Here is an 18,948-nt window from a genome sequence, read left to right as displayed (position 1 = left end):
TCACGATTCGCGCACACGGCGCACGAGCGGCCGCTCGGCGGTGCGCAGCCAGGTGTTCACCACGTGGTCCACCACGTGCACGCCCTCGGGCGCGACGACGTGATGGAGGCCCGGCACCTCATGCGCCGTGCCCTCCATGATCGCGGTGTAGACCTCCCACTCGCGACGCTTGCGCGGGACGCGGGAGTTGGCGAAGTCCTCGACGGAGGTCCAGTGCGCGAACTCGTCCTCCTCGATCCACTTCAGTTCCACGACCAGACCCTCGGGCGCGATGATCCGCTCGGAGCTGGTCGGGAACTCCCGCACCTCCCACTCGAACGCCTTGACGTAGGTGAAGTCCGGACCCATCGGGTAGATCCACGGCTCGAGGAAGCGGAAGCCCAGGTCGATCCAGGCCTCGCGCTCGCTGACGATCGACAACGGGTGGCGCGGGATGGCGACCACCGAGCCACTGCCCTGCAGCTGCCAGGCCAGGTCGCGCAGCACCCCGACGCCCTCGGGCGTGAGCACCATGTCGCCGTCCCACTTCATCGAGTAGGTGGTGCGTACATGCGCGAACGACCAGTTGTAGAAGTGGGTGAGCGAGTGCACGGAGTCCGGCGGGGTCGCCAGGTGCTCCGCGCCGGCGCGGGAGACCCGCCAGGGATAGGTCGTACCGGTGAAGCGAGCGCCGGCGTCGGCGTCGGCCGCGACTTTCGAGGCGACCTCGAGGGTGCCGTCGTCGGACTCGTTGTCGACGAGCACGACGTGGTCGACCGCGGCGAACATCGGCGGAAGCACCCAGGGCAGGTTGCGAGCCTCGTTCTTGACCCGGAAGACGCACGTCAGGCCCGGCGTCAGGCCATCGTCGCGTCGGCCGAGGCCGGGGGCGTTCCACGGCCACCGGACGTCGTAGCCGCCGTCGCCCTCGCGGCAGGGGATGTCGGCACCGCGCACCATCAGGCGCGCTCCTGGCCCGAACCCCTGGCCAGCATCCGCCGCGCCCAGCGTCGAGCACGTGCGGGGACGAGCGAACGCAGCCGGTGCGAGAACCCACCGGACGCGCCGCCGGAGAGCGCGGGCAGTTCCTCACGCGCCTTGGCCTGACCGGATCGGAACGAGGCCAACGCCGTGGACTGGGCGAGAGCCTCGGCCTCGCCGTAGTACTCGCCGTAGGCCGCGCGCAACTGGTCCAGGACGTCGTGCACCGCAGGCTGGTCGCCGCCGCCGGCGGACTCGTCGGCGAGACGGTCGAGGTGCTGCCAGGACTCCTCGGCGATCTCGCGCAGCCGCCGCGGCACGTCCACGTCGTCCCAGGTGAGCTGGACGCGGCGCAGCGAGGGATCGATGAAGCCGTGCACGGCGCGGATGTCGTTGGCCTGCGCGGTCTGCACCGCCACCAGGTCGAACTCCTGGCCGGCGCCGAAGATCGGCACGGTCCAGTCCTCGAGCAGGTCGGCGTAGCGCACGAACCGACGCTGCGACCCGCGGGTGGCCCGCTCGGTGTGCAGCATCATGTTGACCCACGCCGCAGTGCGCTGGACGTCGCCCGCCGTGCGGTCGCCACCGCCGTAGTACTTCTGCTTGCTGCCCACGACCTCGGTCACCGGGCGCAGCATCGTGATGTAGGCCGGTGCGGCATCGCAGCGCAGCGCGGCGGCACGCCAGAGGCCGACGAACCAGGCCAGGCGCGGATCCTTGACGACGAGTTCGGACGCCTCGGCGAACTGGCCCTCGAGCCACGTCGTCAGGCGGGTGCGCAGCGGGTCGAACTGGGCGAGCTTGCCGGCGTCGAACCAGGCCTGGGGGCGGGCGTCGGAGACCTGCACGTTGCAGCGTTGGAGCAGCTCGGTGTGGAGGTCGACCACCCACTGCGGCTCGCCGAAGCCCTTGGGGTTGGTGTCGTCGGCCGCGACCTCCGGCTGCGGGACGTGCATGCCGAGCGTGCGCAGAGCCCCCGCGACCGTGCTGGTGCCGCTGCGGCCGGAGCCGACGACGAACACGGCGCGGCGCTTGGCCGGCGTCGGGCTCGGGGACATCGAGCTCGGGGACGTCGGGGCGCTCTGCACGGGGCCACGGTATCGGCAGCCTCGAGTCGCGTGCCCGAGCACCGCCGGGGCGGCGGAGTCAGGGCAGCTGGCGGTCGACCTTGGCCCAGGCCTCGTCGGCCGGGAGCGCGGGGCCGCCGGTTCGCGGCGCGTTGCGCACCCGCACCTTCTCGATCGGACCGAACCCGACCGCAGGCCCGGCCACCTCGCCGACTCCCGCCACCTGTGCCAGGACGTCGTCGAGCGCCTCGCCGGGCTCGACGACGCGCAGCGCACGAGCGACCGCGGCAGTGCGCTCGATCCGCGCCACCGAACCGTCCTTGAGGCGGATCACGCGCAGGCCGTCGTGGGTGTGCTCCAGGTGCAGCAGCAGCCGCTCCAGCGTCGGTCGCCGCGGCGCGAAGGACGCCCCCGGGAGCGCGAGGCGGAAGGGTGCGTCGCGCTCGACCGGCACCTCCTCCGCGAACCGCACCCGCGCCTCCCCCGCGTAGGCCGCCCGCACCAGGCGCAGGTCGAGCAGCGGGTCGTCCAGGACAGCGAGGCGCTCGTCGTCCAGCAGCGACCAGGGCCCGACGAGGGTCACCACCAGGTCGTGCAGCGTGCTCGCCAGCACGGCGTCCACGCAGTCGACGACGTCGGCGTGCGGGAGGCAGGTGGGAGCCGAGCCGGCCGCGACCTCCAGGACGACGTCCAGGTAGGCAGCGGTGTAAGTGCGGCCGACCCGGCGCTTGGCGCGGAGCACGGGGGTGCGGTCGGCGTGGAAGGGGTCGTTGTAGGCGTTGACCTGCTCGCGGCGGTCCATCACGTGCGTCGGCCCCAGGTGCCACGAGACCGCCTCGTGGTCGGGCACGAAGACCGCGCCGGCCTCGGCCAGGCGCGCACCGAGGGCGATGTCCTCACCCAGACGCAGGGTGGTGTCCATCCCCCCGGACTCCAGATACAGCGCGCGGCGCACCGACGCCGTCGCGCCGGTGTGGGTGCGCAGCGCGAACCAGCCGGCGGCGCGCAGGTCGTCGGTGCGGGCGTAGATCTCGTCGACCCAGGTGTGGCCGACCCGGTCGAGACCGTCGAAGAACGCGCCCACCCGATCGGCGACGACGGCGTCCCGCACAGCGGACGGCCCGGCCTCCAGCACGGGCGCGGGGTCCACGAACCGCTTGTCGCCGAGCACGACGACGTGGTCGAGCAGGTGGTGCCAACGCAGCTGTGCCTCGATCTGGGTGCGCTCGGCGAGCATGTCGGCGTCGTACCAGTGCAGGACGTCGCCCTCGGCGGCGAGCGCGCCGGCATGACAGGCCGCGGCACGACCCCAGCCGCCCTCGACGGCGACGACCCGGGTGTTCTCAGGACGCAGCTCGGGCAGGTCCAGCGGCACCGGGCCGTCGTTGGCGACCACCACCTCGAGCAGGTGCGCCGGGTAGCTCTGTGCAGCGAGCCCCGCGAGCACCGTCGGCAGCAGCCGCCCCGCGTTCCACGCCGGGATCACCACCGACACACTCAGCGACGGCGTCCAGCTGCCGAGGGGGTGCGGCGCCAGCGGCGACCAGTCGTTGCGGAAGATCCTCATCGGTCCGTCCCCTCGATCGGACCCGTGACGAGAGCGCTCGGCGCGAAGCCCGGCCACTGCGCCGTGAGGGTCTCGGGGCGCAGGAAGTAGTCGTCGCCCGGGTCCCAGGTGTGGCCCGAGGCGCGGCGACGCAGCACGTACCCCAGGCCCTGGGTGCGGTAGACGACGCCGCCGGTGCGCACCACGGCGTCGAGCAGGCGGGCGTCCTCGCCGATGCCGAGGGGTCGGAAGCCGCCGAGTTCGCGCAGCAGCGTGCGGGAGAGCATCAGCGTGCCGCCGGCGGCCTGACGGCCGTGGTTCTCCGAGGGCCCGATGCGTCGCAGCGTGAGGTCCCGGCCCTCGAGGTAGACGAACTCGGCCGGCATGCCGACCAGGTCGGCGTGAGCGTAGCGCCGCGCGAGCACCAGGTCCGTGACGACGTCCGGGCCGTACCAGTCGTCGTCGTCCACCTTCATGACGACGTCGCCGGACGACGCCTCCGCGGCCGCCTGCAGCACCTCGCCGAGCACGGCCTCGGGCGCCACCGTCACGACCACGACAGGCGCCCCGTCGGTGAGCGTCGCGACCTCCGCGGCGTCCGGGGCGAAGCCGTGGGCGGCCACGACGATCTCGCACCGCCCGCCGTCGGGGGTGCGCTGCCGGGCGAGCTGGGGCAGTGCGAAGGCGAGCTGCTCGGGACGTCGGGTGGCCAGCAGCAGGCTGACGCTCGGCCAGCCCGTGTCACGAACCCCGGCACGCGCGGCGACGCGGCGACGCGCGGCGAAAGTCGAGTGCTCCATCAGCGCGCCCCGACGCAGGAGCACCGAGTGCTCTTCGCGGCGCAACGGGTCCGCGAGCATCTGGGCGGCGTCGTCGGGGGCCACCAGGGGAACTCCGGACATGGCGAGACCCGCAGCCAGGCGCGTGTCTGCCATCGACGCCGGCACCCGGACGGCGACGTGGCGACGCAGTCGCGCGGCCCACTCCGGCGTGAGCACGGCCTCGGCGGGCAGGTCGATCTCCGGCTCCGAGGCTGCGCGCGGGAACCCCACCGGGTTGAAGACGGCCTCGTCGATCGGGGCGAAGGGCTCGATCGCGCCGACGTCGAGCACCACCGGGCGTCGGGCGAGCACGTGGCTCTCCGCAGGCGCGGCCTCCCCGTCGCTCCCGACCGAGCCGGGTACGGGAGGGCCGATCAGGTCCGGCGGCACCTTCGCGTCGGCGTCGTAGGGGACGCCGGCGGGCAGCACGCGCAGTCCCTCCGGGCCGATCGCGCCGAGGGGGGCCGCCAGGGCGCGCCACACCTCGAGCACCGGACGGCGCTCCCCGAGCTCCAGCGTCGTCGTCGCGGCACCGTCGTCCAGCGAGCACTCGAGCGAGACGGCGGCGCCCCACATCGGGTGCAGTCGCGGCGTGAGCGCCTGCGAGGCCGAGCGCACCACGCAGCGCAGGTGCCGGGCACTGCCCATCGCCCGCCCCGCCGCAGCACTGCGCAGCACCGCGACGTCGGCGACGTCGAGCACCACCGTGCGCACCTGGACGTCGGGGCGCGCGTCGCCGAGCGGCACCACGACGACATCGGCGGCCGGCCGGTCGGCATTCTCGGCGCGCACGTCGTCCACGCGGCGGTCGGTCACCACCAACGCGGGGAACCGCGCGCCGCTCAGCATGCGGCATAGCCTATTCACCGTGCTGGACGAGGAGACCGCGATCGCGCTGGTGCGCGACAGCCGACTTCTCGACGTCGAGCACTACGGCACCCAGGTCGGCGTCCGGTTCGCCGACCGCGGCGAGGCTGCCCGGCACTGGGTGCGGGAGCGCCCACCGCACGCCTCGCCGCACCCGCTCTTCGAGCCGGCCTGGCTCTACCCGGGCGGGCGCTGGCAGCGCGACGCACCCGATCCGCTGTCGTTCTACCTCCACCGGCCCGGAGGGCGTGGCCGGAGCCCGCATCCGCGCTACCCCCAGGCCGAGCTCGGCCCGCTGCTGGAGTGGCTGGTCGATCACGACCCCGCGGAGGTGCTCCCGGACGCCGAACCGCGGGCGCCGTTCACCGACGTCGCGGTGCGCGTGCCGGCCGACGACCTGCACCTGGCGATCCGGTGGATCCGGCATCTCGGGCACCGCCACCCCGATGCGACGGTGCTGCTCGAGCCCACGGCGCCCGACGTCGACCGCATCCTGCATGCGCTGGCCGCCGACCGACCGCAGGTGCGCGTGGGTGCCACGTCGCTCGACGACGGCGATGCGGCCGGCGCGCCCGCCGTCGTCGTCACCGTCGACCCGGAGACGCCGGCACCCGGGTGGCCGTGGCTCGACGCCCTCGTCGCGGCGCTCGGGCCGGGAGTGCGGGCGGCACAACCGCTGCTGCTGCGCGACGACTTCACCGTCGCCGCGCCCCTGCTCCCCGGCCATCCCGTCCAGGACGCCGAGCGGCTCGATGGACTGGCCCTCCCCCAGCCCTACCCGGGCGTGACCGCCGTCCGGCGCGGAGGGAGCCCGGACGGGGCGACCCTGCTCGCCACCGACGCCCGCCTCTTCGGCGACGACCACGCGATCGCACCCCAGGACGCCGATCGCTGGGCGCATCTGTGGGCGCCTGCCGGGTTCGAGGGTGCCGGTCGCCCCCTGACCGTGCGCGAAGGTCGGCCGGCCCTGCGTTGGTCGATCGACATCCCCGCCGGCGCGGCGCCGATCGGGCGCCGTTGGGGCGACTGGCACTTCGCTCGCTCGCTCGCCGACGCCCTCGAACGGCGCGGCCAGTGGGTGGCGATCGACCACCCCGAGACCCGCGAGCGAGCCACGCGCGAGCTCGACGACGTCGCGCTCACGCTGCGGGGCCTGCACCGGGTGGCACCCACTCCGGGCTCGGTGAGTCTGCTCTGGGTCATCTACGACCCCGACGAGGTCGACGCCGGCGAGGCCGCCGCCTACGACGCCGTCTTCGCCGCCTCCACGACGTGGGCGCACGAGCGCACCGCGGAGTGGGGAGTCCCGATCTCACCGCTGCTGCAGTGCACCGACACGACGCGCTTCCACCCCGACGTCGCGCCGATCCCGGACGACGGCTCCGCCGGGCCGCTGTTCGTCGCGAACGCCCGCGGCGGCATGCGGCCCGCGGTCGAGGCGGCGATCGCGACCGGCCTCGACCTCGACGTGGTCGGAGCCGGCTGGGAGGCCTGGCTGCCGGACGCCGAGCACGCCCGCAGCGGCCCCCGCGTCGTCGGCACCGCGCTGCCCAACCAGGACCTGCCGGCGCACTACGCGGGCGCGGCCGTGGTGCTCAACGACCACCACGAGCAGATGCGGCTGCGCGGCTTCGTCAGCAACCGGGTCTTCGACGTGCTCGCCGTCGGCGGCCGGCTGCTGACCGACGACGTCGCCGGGCTGCACGAGATCCCCGGCCTGGAGGAGGCGACCGTCCCGATCTGGCGCACGCCGTCCGACCTGGCCCGGCTCGCGCGGGCTCCCGAGCAGCACTGGCCCGACGTCGCCGCCCGTCGCGCCCTGGCGGAGCGGGTCACGGCTCAGCACTCCTTCGACGCGCGCGCCGATGCGCTCCTCGAGGCGGCGATCACCCTCCGCGCCGCTGCTGATCGAGGTTGACCCGTCTTCAGATAAAGACGGGTCAACGTCAGACGACCGCGAGGCTAGGGTGGCGCCCGTGACAGGCCCAGGCGCGGGAGGCGAACTCGACGCGCTGCACGCGGAGAACGCGCGACTCCGAGAGCGCGTACAGCGGCTGCGGGCACGCAACGGCGAGTCCGACCTCGACTACCTGTTCGTCGTCACCTACGGACGTTCCGGGTCGACGCTGGTCAGCGGCCTGCTCAATGCCATCCCGGGATACCTGATCCGCGGCGAGAACCGCGACGCGCTACGGCACCTCTTCGACTTCCACCGCCAGCTGCAGGTCAATGCGCGCGGCCCGAAGGCGAACTTCCGCCAGCGCACGCATCCGTTCTTCGGTGCCGGCGACTTCCCCGAGGACCGCTCGCTCGCCGGCATCCGCCGTCTCGTGCTGGACACGGTGCTGCGGCCCAAGGCCGACACCCGCGTTGTCGGCTTCAAGGAGATCACCTGGTTCAACGAGGAGCGCGACGACCTGGGTGAGTACGTCGCCTGGCTGCGCGAGGTGTTCCCCGGCGCGCGCTTCCTGGTGAACACCCGCAACCTCGACGACGTCGGGCGCAGCAGCTGGTGGGGAGAGGGCGACGCCGACCAGGTCGCGGCCAACCGCCGTCACCTTCAGGCGAACGAGACCGCGCTCACGACCCTCGCCGACGACCTCGGCGCCGCCGCCTACCGGATCCACTACGACGACTACGTCGCCGACCCCGGAGCGCTCGCCGGCCTCTTCGCATGGCTCGGCGAGCCCTTCGACCTCGACGCCGTGCGCGCGGTGCTCGAGGTGAGGCACTCGATCTGACCCTGCGACCGCGGGGTCTCGTCACGATCGCAGCGCGAACTCCTCGACCCCGGCCGGTGGCTAGCCCGCGTGCTGCGGGAGGCGGGCGATGAGCTCGCTCAACCAGCGGTAGGAGGCCTTGGGAGTACGCACCAGGGTGTCCGGATCGACGTGCACCAGGCCGTAGCGGTGGTCCCAGCCCTCGGTCCAGGCCAGGTTGTCGGTCAGCGACCACACGTAGAAGCCCCGGACGTCGACGCCGCGCTGGACGGCGCTGGCGACGGCGCGAAGATGCCCCGCCAGGAATTCGATCCGACCCTGGTCGTCCACGCCGTCGTAGGCAGCACCGCACTCGGTGATCACCAGCGGTGGCAGCGCGGCCCGGAATCGGGCACGCGTGGTGATCAACCACTCCCGCAGCGCATCCGGCACGACCGCCCAGCCGGCGTCGGTGCGCGGGTGGCCGAGCACGTCGAGAAGCTCGAAGGGCATCTCCTCGGTCTCGGGCGTCGCGGCGACCCGGATGGGCCGGTAGTAGCTCACGCCGTACCAGTCGAGAGGTTGCCGGATCGAGGCGAGGTCACCGGGGCGGACGAACTCCTCCACCAGCGGCTCGACGTCGGCGGGGTAGCGGCCGAGCAGCATCGGTTCGAGGAAGAAGCCGTTGAAGAGGGCGTCGAAGAGCTTCGTGGCACCCAGGTCCGCGGCGGCCTCGCTCGCCGGCCACATCGGCGAGTGGTGATTGCTGCATCCGATGCTCGGGCAGCCCGCCGATCGGAGCGCTGCGACACCGCGACCGTGGGCGAGCAGCAGGTGATGGGCCGCGAGCACGCCCAGGAAGCCCAGCTCGCGGCCGGGGGCGTGGCGCCCGTCGACGTAGCCGAGCAGGGCGGCCAGGTTCGGTGAGTTCACCGGGACCCAGTGCGCCACGCGGTCACCCAGGCGCGCACCCACGGCCGCGGAGTAGTCGGCGAACCGCTCGACCGTCTCGCGGTTCAACCACCCGCCGTCGTCCTCGAGGGCCTGGGGAAGATCCCAGTGGTAGAGGGTCGCCGACGGATCGATGCCGGCGGCCAACAGCTCGTCGACGAGGCGGTCGTAGACGTCGATCCGGCGCGCGTCGATCGGGCCACGACCACCGGGCTGCACACGCGACCAGGAGACCGAGAAGCGGTAGCCGCGCGCGCCGAGGCCCCGCAACAGGTCGACGTCCTCGGTGATGTGCGCCAGTGCGTCGGCACCGCGCATCGCGTGCGGGCCGGCCGCGAAGGTCGGATCCGTCCCGAGGAACGTGTCCCAGATCGTGGTGCCGCGTTCGCCGACCGCGCCCTCGCTCTGCAGGGCCGACGAGGCCGCACCGATGACGAAGTCGGGCGGAAGCGGTGGGATGCCCGACGCTGTGGGGGCGAGCGTCACCGGCACAATGATGCCCGTGACGGTCGAGATCCGCCGGGGTTCTGCCAGGTTCGTCGAACGAGCCGAGGGGCGGGTCACGCGGCACTCCTTCTCCTTCGGCGCCGCCTATGATCCGGCGAATCTCCGCTTCGGGCCGATGGTGTGCCACGACGATCATCTGCTCGCGTCCGGCCGAGGGTTCGACAGCCATCGGCACAGCGATCTCGACATCGTCACCTGGGTCGTCTCGGGCGCTCTACGGCACCGTGACGGCGACACCGAGGTGGTCGTCGAGGCCGGGCAGCTCGCGCATCTGCGTGCCGGCGCCGGTGTGGATCACAGCGAGGTGGCCGCAGCGCCGCAGACCCGGTTCGTCCAGGTCTGGCTCGCGGCGGCCGACGACGCCGACGGAACGCCGTCGTACTCATCGTCGACGCCGGCGCTCGTCACGGGCGAGCTCGTCGAGGTGCTGCAGCCACAGCCCGGCGCCCGGCTCAGCGTGGCCCGCCTCGATGCCGGAGAGACGCTCACGCTCCCGACAGCGCCGCTGCTGCACGTCTACGTGGCGCGCGGTGCGCTGCTGCGATCCTCGCTCGCCGAGCCGCTCGCCGACGGCGACGCGTTCCGGTTCGCCGACGAGCCGGCGCACGACGTGACGGCGGCGGTGCCGAGCGAGCTGCTGGTCTGGGAGTTCGGGCTGGCGGGCTGACCGCGCGGATCGAAGCCGGCAAGACGGCGATCGCTCGCGACCGCATGGGGATCAGCATCCTGAGCCGCAGTGGGCCGGTTCGACATCGACTCGGCCGCCTGGCACCCTGGCCCGCCTCGGGACGACCACCACCGGGCAGCGCGAAGGGGCGAGCATGAGTGCCACAGCCGTCCCTCGTCTCCGTCTGGTCGCCGCGATCTCCGAGGCTCGCGCGGACCCGGCGGTCGCGACCGTCCTCCTCGCGGGCGGGCCCGGCGTCGGGAAATCCTGGCTGCTGGGTGCGACGGCGCACGCCGGCGATCTGCGGGTGTGGGCCATGGAGGCTCTGCGCGGAGTTCCGCTCGCCGCACTCGGGCCGGTCATCGATCCGCGAGCCGAGGCCACCGACCCCGCCACCCGGGTGGCGCTCGCGCACGCGGCACTCAGACAGGTCACCACCGTGCTGGTGGATGACATCGACCACCTCGACGACGTCACCGCGGCGGTCGTGGCGCAAGCGAGACTGCGCGGTGTCCGGGTGGTGGCGACCGTACGCACGACCGACGGCGTCCTTCCCGAGGCCGTGCGTGAGCTCGCGATGTCGGCCTCGACCCGGGTGGTGGTCGTGCATCCGTTCAGTGTCGAGGAGACCCACGACTTCGCCACAGAGCTGCTCGGCGGCGAGGTCAGCCCCACGCTCGTCGACGAGCTCTGGCAGCGTGCGCGCGGCAACGCGCTCTTCATCGAGCAGTTGGTGCAGCAGGCTCGCCTGACCGGCAACCTCGAGGTCGGCCCCTCGGGATGGCTGACCCGGCGGTCTCTCGGGGTGCCGCCCCGGCTGGAGGCGATCGTCGCCGAGCAGGTCGAGGCGCTGGCGCCGACGTCACGCGAGCTGGCGATCCTGCTGGCAGGGGTCGGCCGGATGGATGCCGCGCTCGCCGACGCGCTCGGGTTCGCCGCGGCCGCCACCGACCTCGCACGCGTCGGCATCATCGAGTCGACCGAGGTCGCCGGCCAGCCGTCGCTGCGGTTCCGGCACCCGCTATTCGGCGAGGTGCTCTGGCAGCGGGTGGAGGACACCGAGCGGCGCGCCCGACTGGGTGACTACCTCGACGCGGCGCACGACCGCCTCGACCCCGCGCATCGCGCCCATCTCGCGATCGATGCCGGTCGTGACGTCGGCGGCGACGAGCTGCTGACGGCGGCGCGCGCGGCCGACGCGGCCGGCGACGTGCGCCAGGCATTGGATCTGGCCGACGCCGCGGTCGTCCGCGGCGCGGACGCGCTGACCGCTGCCTCGGTCAAGGCAGCGGCCCTGCTCGAGCTCGGTGACGCCGACGCTGCGGTCTCGGTACTCAAGGACGCTCTCGAAGTCGCGCCGGCCGGGCTGCCGGCGGTGCAGCTCGCGCTCCAGCTCCACGACATCGAGCTCTGGACCCGGTTCGACGTCGATGCCGGCACGATGGCACTGACCACCCAGGCAGCCAGGCTGCCCGCCGAGGCGACCTGGGGGCGCGAGGCGTTGCGCATCGCCGAGGCCAACGGTCTGACCTACGCGGGCCGTGCGGCCGAGGCGGTGCAGCGCCTCGACTCCCTGCCACCCGATCCGGAGCGTCCCGCGGCGTTCACCGCGTTGATCGCCACCAGCCGCGCTCACGCCACCACCGTCCTCGGTGACACGGGGACCGCCATCCAGATCGCGACCACCGGGCACGAGGACGCGTTGCGGGGAGCCGAGTCGACGATCCCGGGTGCACGACTGGTCTCGCTAATCATCGCCAGTCATGCTCTGTGTCATCACGGCCACCTCTCCTCGTCGCTGGACTACGCGCGCCGCGCACACGCCGAGGCGATCGAGGCCGGTGTGCTGCGGGCGCGCGCCTGGGCGGCGCTCAACGTCGGCAACGGATGGCTGCACAGCGGCGACCTGGAGCGCTCGGAGACCTGGGCCCGACGGGCCCTCTCGGCGGCCGATGAGGCCAAAATGGTCGACTGCCGGCGGATCGCGCTGGAGAACCTCGCCATCTGTGCGGGCTCGCAAGGGCGGGCCGACGAGGACCTGCAGCGGCAGCTGCGCGACGCGAGCGGCGGCGTCGGGTTCCTGCTGCATCAGACGCCGATCGCCCATGCCTGGCTCGTGCACGCCTCGGGAGCGCCGGGCCGGGCCGTGCGTCTCCTGCGTGACGCACAGGACGCCGCAGAGCAGGCGGGCGCCCTGTCGACGGTGGCCTGGATCGTGCACGAGCGGCTCCGGATGGACGATCCGACCGACACCGTCGCGACGCTGGCGCGGTGCCCTGGCTCGGCCCCCCTGCTGACGGCTCGGCGCTCCCTGGCCCGTGGCCTGGAGGATCGCGACGTCCGAGCAGCCGAGACGGCGGCCATCGGGTTCGCCGAGTTGGGCGCCTGGCTCTCCGCCGCTGAGGCCGGCGCCGTGGCAGCGCGTCTGCATGTCGACGTCGCCGAGTCGGCGTCGTGGCGCGAGCGTGCGCAGACCTGGGCGACCCAGGTCGGTGGACCACGCACCCCGCTGCTCTGGCACCTGCGCGATCCCGGCCTGACGCCGCGCGAACGCGAGATCGCCCTGATGGCTGCCGGCGGCGCCAGCAACATCGCCATCGCCGACCGGCTCACCCTGTCGGTCCGCACCGTGGAGAACCACCTCTCCCGCGCCTACGACAAGCTCGGCGTGCGGTCCCGCCACGAGCTGACTCAAGCGCTTCGACCGCCCTCGCCCTGATCGCAGGCCGGCGCGAGCCAGGCTCCGTGCCGGCGCGCGCGTCGAATTGAGTGGTGCTCACTCAGGCGTCGGTACCCTGGACATCCTTAGCGTGCGAGGCATGTCGACCATTCGCCGTCACGCACGCTCATCACAGACTCCCGACTCCACCGGGCAGGCCAGCTCGGAGGAGATCCTGCCGGGCCGACTCCGCGTCCGCGCCTCGCACGCCGCCGTCGTGGGCATCGCTTCGCTGGCCCTCCTGGGATCGTTCGCAGGCGGCGCCGTCGCCGCGCGGGCGATCACGAGTGCGGACATCAAGAACGGCACCATCAAGCTCATCGACCTCGCGCCATCGACCAAGAAGGCGCTCCGCGGCAAGACGGGGCCGACCGGTGCACCGGGCCCCGCCGGCGCCGACGGATCATTGGGGCCGGCGGGTCCGCGGGGTGCCGTTGGTGAGCGTGGCCCGGCAGGCCCCGCGGGCGATACGGGGGCGGTCGGCGAACGTGGCCCAGCCGGACTCCAGGGCCCTGCTGGACCGGCAGGTGTCCCGGGGCCGGCCGGACCCGCGGGTGCCCAGGGGCCCGCGGGTGCACAAGGTCCTGCGGGTGCCTCGGGGATCACCGGATACACCACTTCCACATCCTCGATCCCGGTTCTGGCCGGGCAAGGCAACTCGACGACAATGAGCTGTGCGGCCGGCAAAGTTCTCATGAGCGTCTCCGGCTGGTGGAGCGGCAACAACGACGCCATTCCGGTATCCGCTGTGGTCAACACCTCGACCCAGGGCCGTGTGGCGGGATACAACTCCTCCGCCTTCGACCTGAGCCTGAATATCAGGATCGTCTGCGTGAACGCCGCTCCGTGATTGCCCCGGCACCGTGTGGCCACCGGCCACACGGTGCCGGCGATCCGCCCGCGAGGGCGTCCTCAGGCGCCGGCGGCGAGCACCAGCGGGAGGACCCGGGTCGCACCCCGTGCGCGCAGCGCCACGGCGGCGCTGGTGAGGGTCCACCCGGTGCCGACCTGGTCGTCGACCACCAGCACCGACCGCCCCGCGACGTCGGCGCCGAGATCCAGGTCGAAGCGTCGCCCGACGGCGGCCACGCGGTGCGCGGAGTTCGTCGCGCCCTGACTCGGCGCGACGTCGGGATCGACGATCGCATAGCGCCCGACCATCGGGACCTGCAGGTAGCGCGAGAGGCCGTCGGCCAGATCCGCGGTCAGGTGAGGGCGACGGGCGGACTCCACGACCACGATCGCGTCGACCTCGGGCTGCCAGTCCTGCAGCACCTCGACGACGGCGCGCACGAGCGGGAGGGGCACCGGCCCGTCGGGTGCAGTCTCGGCGAACAGTTCCCGCAACGCTCCGCCGTACCCGAGATCGGTCAACCGCGCGACGGCTCGACCCTCCTCCGCCCCGGTGATCTTGCCCTTCGCCGCGATGCCCATGGCTGCCAGACCGGTCGGCCACATCTTGCGCGGCGCCACCGGGACGCCGGGTCGCGCCAGTCGCCGCTGCGCCTGGTCGACGGCGTCCTGGGAGACCGCCGCGTCGAGGGACAGTCCGCCGCAGTTGTCGCAACGTCCGCAGTCGGTCGCGCCGTCGTCGTCGAGCTGATCGCGCAGGAAGCGCATCCGGCACCCGGTCGTGCGTTGGTAGTCGAGCATCGCCTGCTGCTCGCGCTCGCGCGCCTCCCGGACGCGCTGGTACCGCTGCTCGTCGTAGTGCCACGGCTCCCCGGTGGCCTCCCAGCCCGACCGGACGCGTCGCACGGCGCCGTCGACGTCGAGCACCTTGAGCATCTGCTCCAACCGCGAGCGAGAGAGCTCGACCCGTGTCTCCAACGCGCCAGGGCCGAGCGGGCGGCCCTCTTCCTCGAGGACGGCGAGTGTCTCGCGGACCAGCCGCTCGGGCGGGAAGCTCAACGAGGCGAAGTAGGCCCAGATGTCGCGGTCCTCGGTGCCGGGCAGGAGCACCACGGTCGCCTCGGCGGTGCCGCGACCGGCGCGACCGACCTGCTGGTAGTAGGCGACCGGCGACTGCGGAGCACCGAGGTTGACCACGAAGCCCAGGGTGGCGTCGAAACCCATACCGAGTGCGCTCGTCGCGATCAACGCCTTGAGGCGCCCGCTGACCAGGCCCTCCTCCAGCGCCATCCGCTCGGTCGGCTCGGTCTGCCCGGAGTAGGCGGCGACGTCGTGTCCGCGCGAGCGGAGGTAGTCGGCGACCTCCTGGGTGGCCGCGACGGTCAGGCAGTAGACGATCCCGGATCCGGACTGACGGTCGAGGTGGTCGGCGAGCCAGGCCAGTCGCTGCTCGATCGTCGGGAGTCGCACGACGCCCAGGCGCAGCGAGTCACGGTCGAGGGAGCCCCGCAGCACGACGGTGTCGGCGCCGAGCTGCTCGGCGACGTCCGCGGTCACCCGCGCGTTCGCCGTGGCGGTCGTCGCCAGCACCGGGATGCCGCTCGGCAGGTCGCCGAGCAGGGTGCGGATGCGGCGGTAGTCGGGCCGGAAGTCGTGGCCCCAGTCGCTGATGCAGTGAGCCTCGTCGACGACGAGCAAGCCGCACGTGGCGGCGAGACGGGGCAGCACCTCGTCGCGGAAGCCGGGGTTGTTCAGTCGCTCCGGACTGACGAGCAGGACATCGATCTCCCCCGCGGCGATGGCCGCGTGCGCCTGATCCCACTCCTCCAGGTTGGTGGAGTTGATCGTGGCTGCGCGGATGCCCGCGCGCTCGGCTGCGGCGATCTGGTTGCGCATGAGAGCGAGCAGGGGAGAGACGATCACCGTGGGGCCTGCGCCGGTCGCCCGGAGCAGCAGGGTGGCGACGAAGTAGACCGCCGACTTCCCCCAGCCCGTCCGCTGCACCACCAACGCGCGACGACGGTCGACGACGAGCGCGGCGATCGCCGTCCACTGGTCCTCGTGCAGCGTGACGTCGTCGCGTCCGACCAGGGCCCGCAGGTGATGCTCGGCCTGGTCGCGGACGGTCGTGACGTCGAGGTCGGCGCTGCTCATGACTGCTGTCTACCAGCGTCACCCGACATCCCCGCGCGGGCCTGGGCGGTCGTTGTGGACGACCAGCCGCCGCGCCGTCCGAGACGGCGGTCAGTGCGGCCGGGGCTCGAGGCCGAGGCGTTCGCACGCGGCGTCGTAGAGCGCCACGATCTCGCGGCGCACCTCGGCGCGCTCGGTGATCGGCCCGGCCGGCCACCCGATGCGGACGGTCTGACCGTCGACGTCCCACACTCCGCCCTCGCCGTCGAAGCCCGTCATCGTCGACGACGTCGCCCCCGGAACGCCGAACGCCCGGGCGATGAGCAGGCTGTCGTCGGTGTGGTCGTCGTTCATGTGCGCCAGCACGGCGGTCACCGCGGCGTCGTCGAAGTCGGGCATGGCCGCACCGTAGCGGGGCCACGACCGAGGTCAGCTACCAGATCCGGACCCGGTCGGCGGGATCGAGCCAGAGCCCGTCGCCGGGAGCGGTGGAGAAGACCTCGTGGAACTCGTCGAGGTTCCGCACGATGTTCGCGCGGAACTCCGGCGGGGAGTGGGGGTCGGTGGTGAGGTACTGGCGGGAGAGCTCCTCGCGGCGCTTGGTGCGCCAGACGTAGGCCCAGTTCATGAAGAGGCGGCGACGCTCCTCCAGCGACGGCGCACCGCCCTTGCTGATCACGAAGGCGCGATGGCCGATGGTCAGGCCGCCGAGATCGCCGATGTTCTCCCCGACGGTGAGCGACCCGTTCACGTTCTCCCCGGGGAGGTCGCGCGGCGTGAAGGCGTCGTACTGCTCGGCCAGCGCCTTCGACTTGGCCTCGAACGCGGTCTTGTCGCTGGCGGTCCACCAGTCGTTGAGGTTGCCCGCGCCGTCGTACTGCGCGCCCTGGTCGTCGAAGCCGTGGCCGACCTCGTGTCCGATCACCGCACCGATGCCGCCGTAGTTCTCCTCCGGTCGGGCGTCGGGAGCGAAGAACGGCCGCTGCAGGATGCCTGCGGGGAAACAGATCTCGTTGGTGCCCGGGTTGTAGTAGGCGTTCACGGTCTGCGGCAGCATGAACCACTCGTCGCGGTCGACGGGCGAGCCGAGCTTCGCCAGCTGACGGTCGGTCTCGAACGCCGCGGCCGCGTGCACGTTCGCCACCAGGTCGCCTCGGACCACGGTCAGTCCGCTGTAGTCGCGGAACTCGTCCGGGTAGCCGATCTTGGGTCGGAAGGTGGCGAGCTTGTCGTAGGCCCGCTGCTTGGTCTCCTCCGTCATCCAGTCCAGCTCGCTGATCGACTGGCGGTAGGCCTCGAGGAGGTTCTTCACCAGGTCGTCCATCAGGGCCTTGGACGTCGGGGGGAAGTGGCGTGCCACGTACTCGCGCCCCACCGCCTCGCCCATCGCGCCCTCGACGAGGGAGACGCCACGCTTCCACCGCGCTCGCAACTCCGGGGTGCCGCTGAGGGTCTTGCCGTAGAACTCGAAGTTGGTCCGCACGAAGTCGTCGCTGAGGTACGGCGCGGCCGAACGCAGCACATGGCTGAGCAGCCACACCCGCCACTCCTCGATCGCGACCTCACCCAGGACGCCGTCGAGGTGGCTGAAGAACGACGGCTGACGTACGCAGGTCTCGGCGAGCATCGCCTCGCTGCCGCCGAGGTTGATCACGTACGCGTGCCAGTCGAAGCTCGGGCAGAGGCGGTTCAGCTCGTCGAACGTCGTCAGGTTGTAGGTCTTCTGGACGTCACGCGTCTCTGCGCGCTCCCAGTGCCCCGCCGCGATGCGCGTGTCGATCGCCAGCACCGTCTCGGCACCCGCGGAGGGGTCGGTGTGACCGCCGAGACCGAGCAGGGTCGTGAGATAGGCCAGGTAGGCGGAGCGGATCTCGGCGAACTTGTCGTCGCGGTAGTACGACTCGTCAGGGAGTCCGAGCCCGCCCTGGTAGAGGTTGAACAGGTACCGGTCGGAGTCCTTGCTGTCGGTGTCGACGTAGCTGCCGAAGATCCCGTGGCCGCCGATGCGCTCGAACTCGCCGAGGAAGGCTGCGAGATCACGGACGTCCCGCAGACCGGACACCGCGTCGAGCAGCGGCTGCACGGGCGTGACCCCGAGCGCCTCGATGGTCGCGGTGTCCATGAAGGTGGCGTAGAGGTCGCCGATCTTGCGGGCCTCGTCGCGGCGCGCGGCGTCGAGGCCATCAGACCCGTCGACGGCCAGCGCCTCGATGATGTCGCGGACCTGGCCCTCGGCGACCTCCGCGAGCTGGACGAAAGGACCCCAGCTCGAGCGGTCGGAGGGGATCTCCTCCTCCTCCAGCCAGCGACCGTTGACGTGTCCGAAGAGGTCGTCCTGAGGCCGGATCTCGAGGTCCATGCCCGGACGGGCGTCGTCAAGGATGCTCACCGCGCCAGCGTAGACGCCGGGGCGCCGGTGAGCGCCGGGGAGTCGGGCTCATCGGGTCTCAAGACGGCCTCGTTCCTCGGCCCCCTCGACCACCGGCGCGGATCAGGCGGAGACGGCGCCCTTGATGCGCTCGGCGAACACGATGGTGTTGCTGAGGTACTGACCGTCGACCCAGTCGGTGCAGCTCACCAGGACCAGGCGGCCGTCCTCGCGCTCCTGCCCGAAGAGTTCGTAGCGCTGATCGGCGACCTCCTCGCGCGTGAGGGTCTGGATGTCGGTGACGCGGTAGGGCTGGACCTTGTCGTCGAAGCGGACGCCGACCCAGGCGCCCTTCTTCACTGCCGGGAGATCGTTGAGCACGCCCTCGCCCGCGTGGACGGTGTGGCCGGTGATCAGCGTCTGGCCGGTCTTGGACTTGCCGGGCTTGGCGCTGCCGATCCACCAGCCGACGTCGTTGACGTCCGACGGCGGGGTCAGCACGCCGTCCGCGTCGACCGCGATGTTGAGCATCGGCGCCTCGACGCCGATGCTCGGAATCACCAGCTGGTTGTCCCCGTCGGAAGCGAACGGGCCGCCCTGCACCGGCTGCTGCGGATCGTCGAGCTGCAGCTTCCCGCCGACGGTCGGCGGGACCGGCGTCTGGTGAGGACGGGTGACAGCCACGCCCAGCGCCACGACCGCCACCACCAGGGCCAGGACGGCGACGAGGATCGCCGCGCGGCCGGGTCGCTGGGGCGTGGACTCGCTCTGGTGGCTGGTCATGGTCTCCA

The 18,948-nt window shown here is 72.5% G+C and carries 14 protein-coding genes; 5 read left to right on the top strand and 9 right to left on the bottom strand.

Going from position 1 to position 18,948, the window contains the following annotated elements; all coding sequences use genetic code 11:
- The 4 genes from KSO97_RS06560 to KSO97_RS06545 are packed head-to-tail and all read right to left on the bottom strand — an operon-like array spanning position 1 to position 5,243.
- Positions 1–939 (bottom strand): glycosyltransferase, encoded by a 939-nt coding sequence (locus tag KSO97_RS06560; RefSeq protein WP_232677279.1) that lies wholly within the window; start codon positions 937–939, stop codon positions 1–3.
- Positions 939–2,048: a sulfotransferase family protein gene (locus KSO97_RS06555; protein WP_232677278.1), complete on the bottom strand. Its 1,110-nt coding sequence runs from the start codon at positions 2,046–2,048 to the stop codon at positions 939–941. Before KSO97_RS06555 ends, KSO97_RS06560 begins: the two co-directional genes overlap by 1 nt.
- 58 nt (positions 2,049–2,106) lie before the next feature.
- Complete coding sequence (locus KSO97_RS06550; protein WP_232677277.1) at positions 2,107–3,594, bottom strand: glycosyltransferase family 2 protein; 1,488 nt, start codon at positions 3,592–3,594, stop codon at positions 2,107–2,109.
- Positions 3,591–5,243 carry a hypothetical protein gene (locus tag KSO97_RS06545; protein ID WP_232677276.1) on the bottom strand — a complete coding sequence of 551 codons (1,653 nt, stop codon included), beginning with the start codon at positions 5,241–5,243 and terminating at the stop codon, positions 3,591–3,593. Before KSO97_RS06545 ends, KSO97_RS06550 begins: the two co-directional genes overlap by 4 nt.
- Before the next feature lie 19 nt (positions 5,244–5,262).
- Between KSO97_RS06545 and KSO97_RS06540 the strand changes: the two genes are divergently transcribed.
- Positions 5,263–7,179, top strand: a complete 1,917-nt coding sequence (locus KSO97_RS06540) for a glycosyltransferase (RefSeq protein WP_232677275.1) — start codon at positions 5,263–5,265, stop codon at positions 7,177–7,179.
- Positions 7,180–7,237: 58 nt separating this feature from the next.
- Positions 7,238–8,002, top strand: a complete 765-nt coding sequence (locus tag KSO97_RS06535) for a sulfotransferase (RefSeq protein ID WP_232677274.1) — start codon at positions 7,238–7,240, stop codon at positions 8,000–8,002.
- 60 nt (positions 8,003–8,062) lie between these two features.
- On the opposite strand, the gene KSO97_RS06530 is transcribed toward KSO97_RS06535, so the two are convergent.
- Positions 8,063–9,397: a glycoside hydrolase family 1 protein gene (locus tag KSO97_RS06530; protein ID WP_232677273.1), complete on the bottom strand. Its 1,335-nt coding sequence runs from the start codon at positions 9,395–9,397 to the stop codon at positions 8,063–8,065.
- 16 nt (positions 9,398–9,413) lie between these two features.
- Between KSO97_RS06530 and KSO97_RS06525 the strand changes: the two genes are divergently transcribed.
- The 3 genes from KSO97_RS06525 (at position 9,414) to KSO97_RS06515 (ending at position 13,654) form a co-directional block, all read left to right on the top strand.
- On the top strand, positions 9,414–10,085 hold the full coding sequence (locus KSO97_RS06525; RefSeq protein ID WP_232677272.1) for a pirin family protein: 672 nt from the start codon (positions 9,414–9,416) through the stop codon (positions 10,083–10,085).
- Positions 10,086–10,239: 154 nt separating this feature from the next.
- Positions 10,240–12,804, top strand: coding sequence for a LuxR C-terminal-related transcriptional regulator (locus KSO97_RS17835; protein WP_269782092.1), 2,565 nt, complete (start codon positions 10,240–10,242; stop codon positions 12,802–12,804).
- 100 nt (positions 12,805–12,904) lie between these two features.
- The gene (locus KSO97_RS06515) at positions 12,905–13,654 is read left to right on the top strand and encodes a collagen-like protein (RefSeq protein ID WP_232677271.1); all 750 of its coding nucleotides are present in this window, start codon (positions 12,905–12,907) and stop codon (positions 13,652–13,654) included.
- 62 nt (positions 13,655–13,716) lie between these two features.
- Here the strand turns inward: KSO97_RS06515 and KSO97_RS06510 are convergent, their stop codons facing one another.
- The 4 genes from KSO97_RS06510 to KSO97_RS06495 all read right to left on the bottom strand — a co-directional run bounded on the left by KSO97_RS06510 (position 13,717) and on the right by KSO97_RS06495 (position 18,940).
- A complete protein-coding gene (locus KSO97_RS06510; protein WP_232677270.1) occupies positions 13,717–15,810 on the bottom strand; it encodes a RecQ family ATP-dependent DNA helicase in 2,094 nt (697 codons plus the stop codon).
- Positions 15,811–15,900: 90 nt separating this feature from the next.
- Positions 15,901–16,188: a DUF2470 domain-containing protein gene (locus KSO97_RS06505; RefSeq protein WP_232677269.1), complete on the bottom strand. Its 288-nt coding sequence runs from the start codon at positions 16,186–16,188 to the stop codon at positions 15,901–15,903.
- 34 nt (positions 16,189–16,222) lie between these two features.
- Positions 16,223–18,178 (bottom strand): M13-type metalloendopeptidase, encoded by a 1,956-nt coding sequence (locus KSO97_RS06500; protein WP_308188264.1) that lies wholly within the window; start codon positions 18,176–18,178, stop codon positions 16,223–16,225.
- Positions 18,179–18,280: 102 nt separating this feature from the next.
- Positions 18,281–18,940 (bottom strand): class F sortase, encoded by a 660-nt coding sequence (locus KSO97_RS06495; RefSeq protein WP_232677268.1) that lies wholly within the window; start codon positions 18,938–18,940, stop codon positions 18,281–18,283.
- Between the last annotated feature and the right edge of the window lie 8 nt (positions 18,941–18,948).

It is taken from the genome of Nocardioides sp. R-C-SC26, assembly GCF_021246465.1.
In the GTDB taxonomy this organism is placed as follows: Bacteria; Actinomycetota; Actinomycetes; order Propionibacteriales; family Nocardioidaceae; genus Nocardioides.
This window is presented reverse-complemented; position numbering and strand designations above follow the sequence as displayed.

What these genes read in the sequence shown, in the direction of transcription:
- KSO97_RS06560 (WP_232677279.1), bottom strand. Translation starts at nt 939, where the DNA reads ATGGTGCGCGGTGCCGACATCCCCTGCCGCGAGGGCGACGGCGGCTAC.
- KSO97_RS17835 (WP_269782092.1), top strand. Translation starts at nt 10,240, where the DNA reads ATGAGTGCCACAGCCGTCCCTCGTCTCCGTCTGGTCGCCGCGATCTCC.
- KSO97_RS06515 (WP_232677271.1), top strand. Translation starts at nt 12,905, where the DNA reads ATGTCGACCATTCGCCGTCACGCACGCTCATCACAGACTCCCGACTCC.
- KSO97_RS06495 (WP_232677268.1), bottom strand. Translation starts at nt 18,940, where the DNA reads ATGACCAGCCACCAGAGCGAGTCCACGCCCCAGCGACCCGGCCGCGCG.
- KSO97_RS06550 (WP_232677277.1), bottom strand. Translation starts at nt 3,594, where the DNA reads ATGAGGATCTTCCGCAACGACTGGTCGCCGCTGGCGCCGCACCCCCTC.
- KSO97_RS06505 (WP_232677269.1), bottom strand. Translation starts at nt 16,188, where the DNA reads ATGCCCGACTTCGACGACGCCGCGGTGACCGCCGTGCTGGCGCACATG.
- KSO97_RS06545 (WP_232677276.1), bottom strand. Translation starts at nt 5,243, where the DNA reads ATGCTGAGCGGCGCGCGGTTCCCCGCGTTGGTGGTGACCGACCGCCGC.
- KSO97_RS06510 (WP_232677270.1), bottom strand. Translation starts at nt 15,810, where the DNA reads ATGAGCAGCGCCGACCTCGACGTCACGACCGTCCGCGACCAGGCCGAG.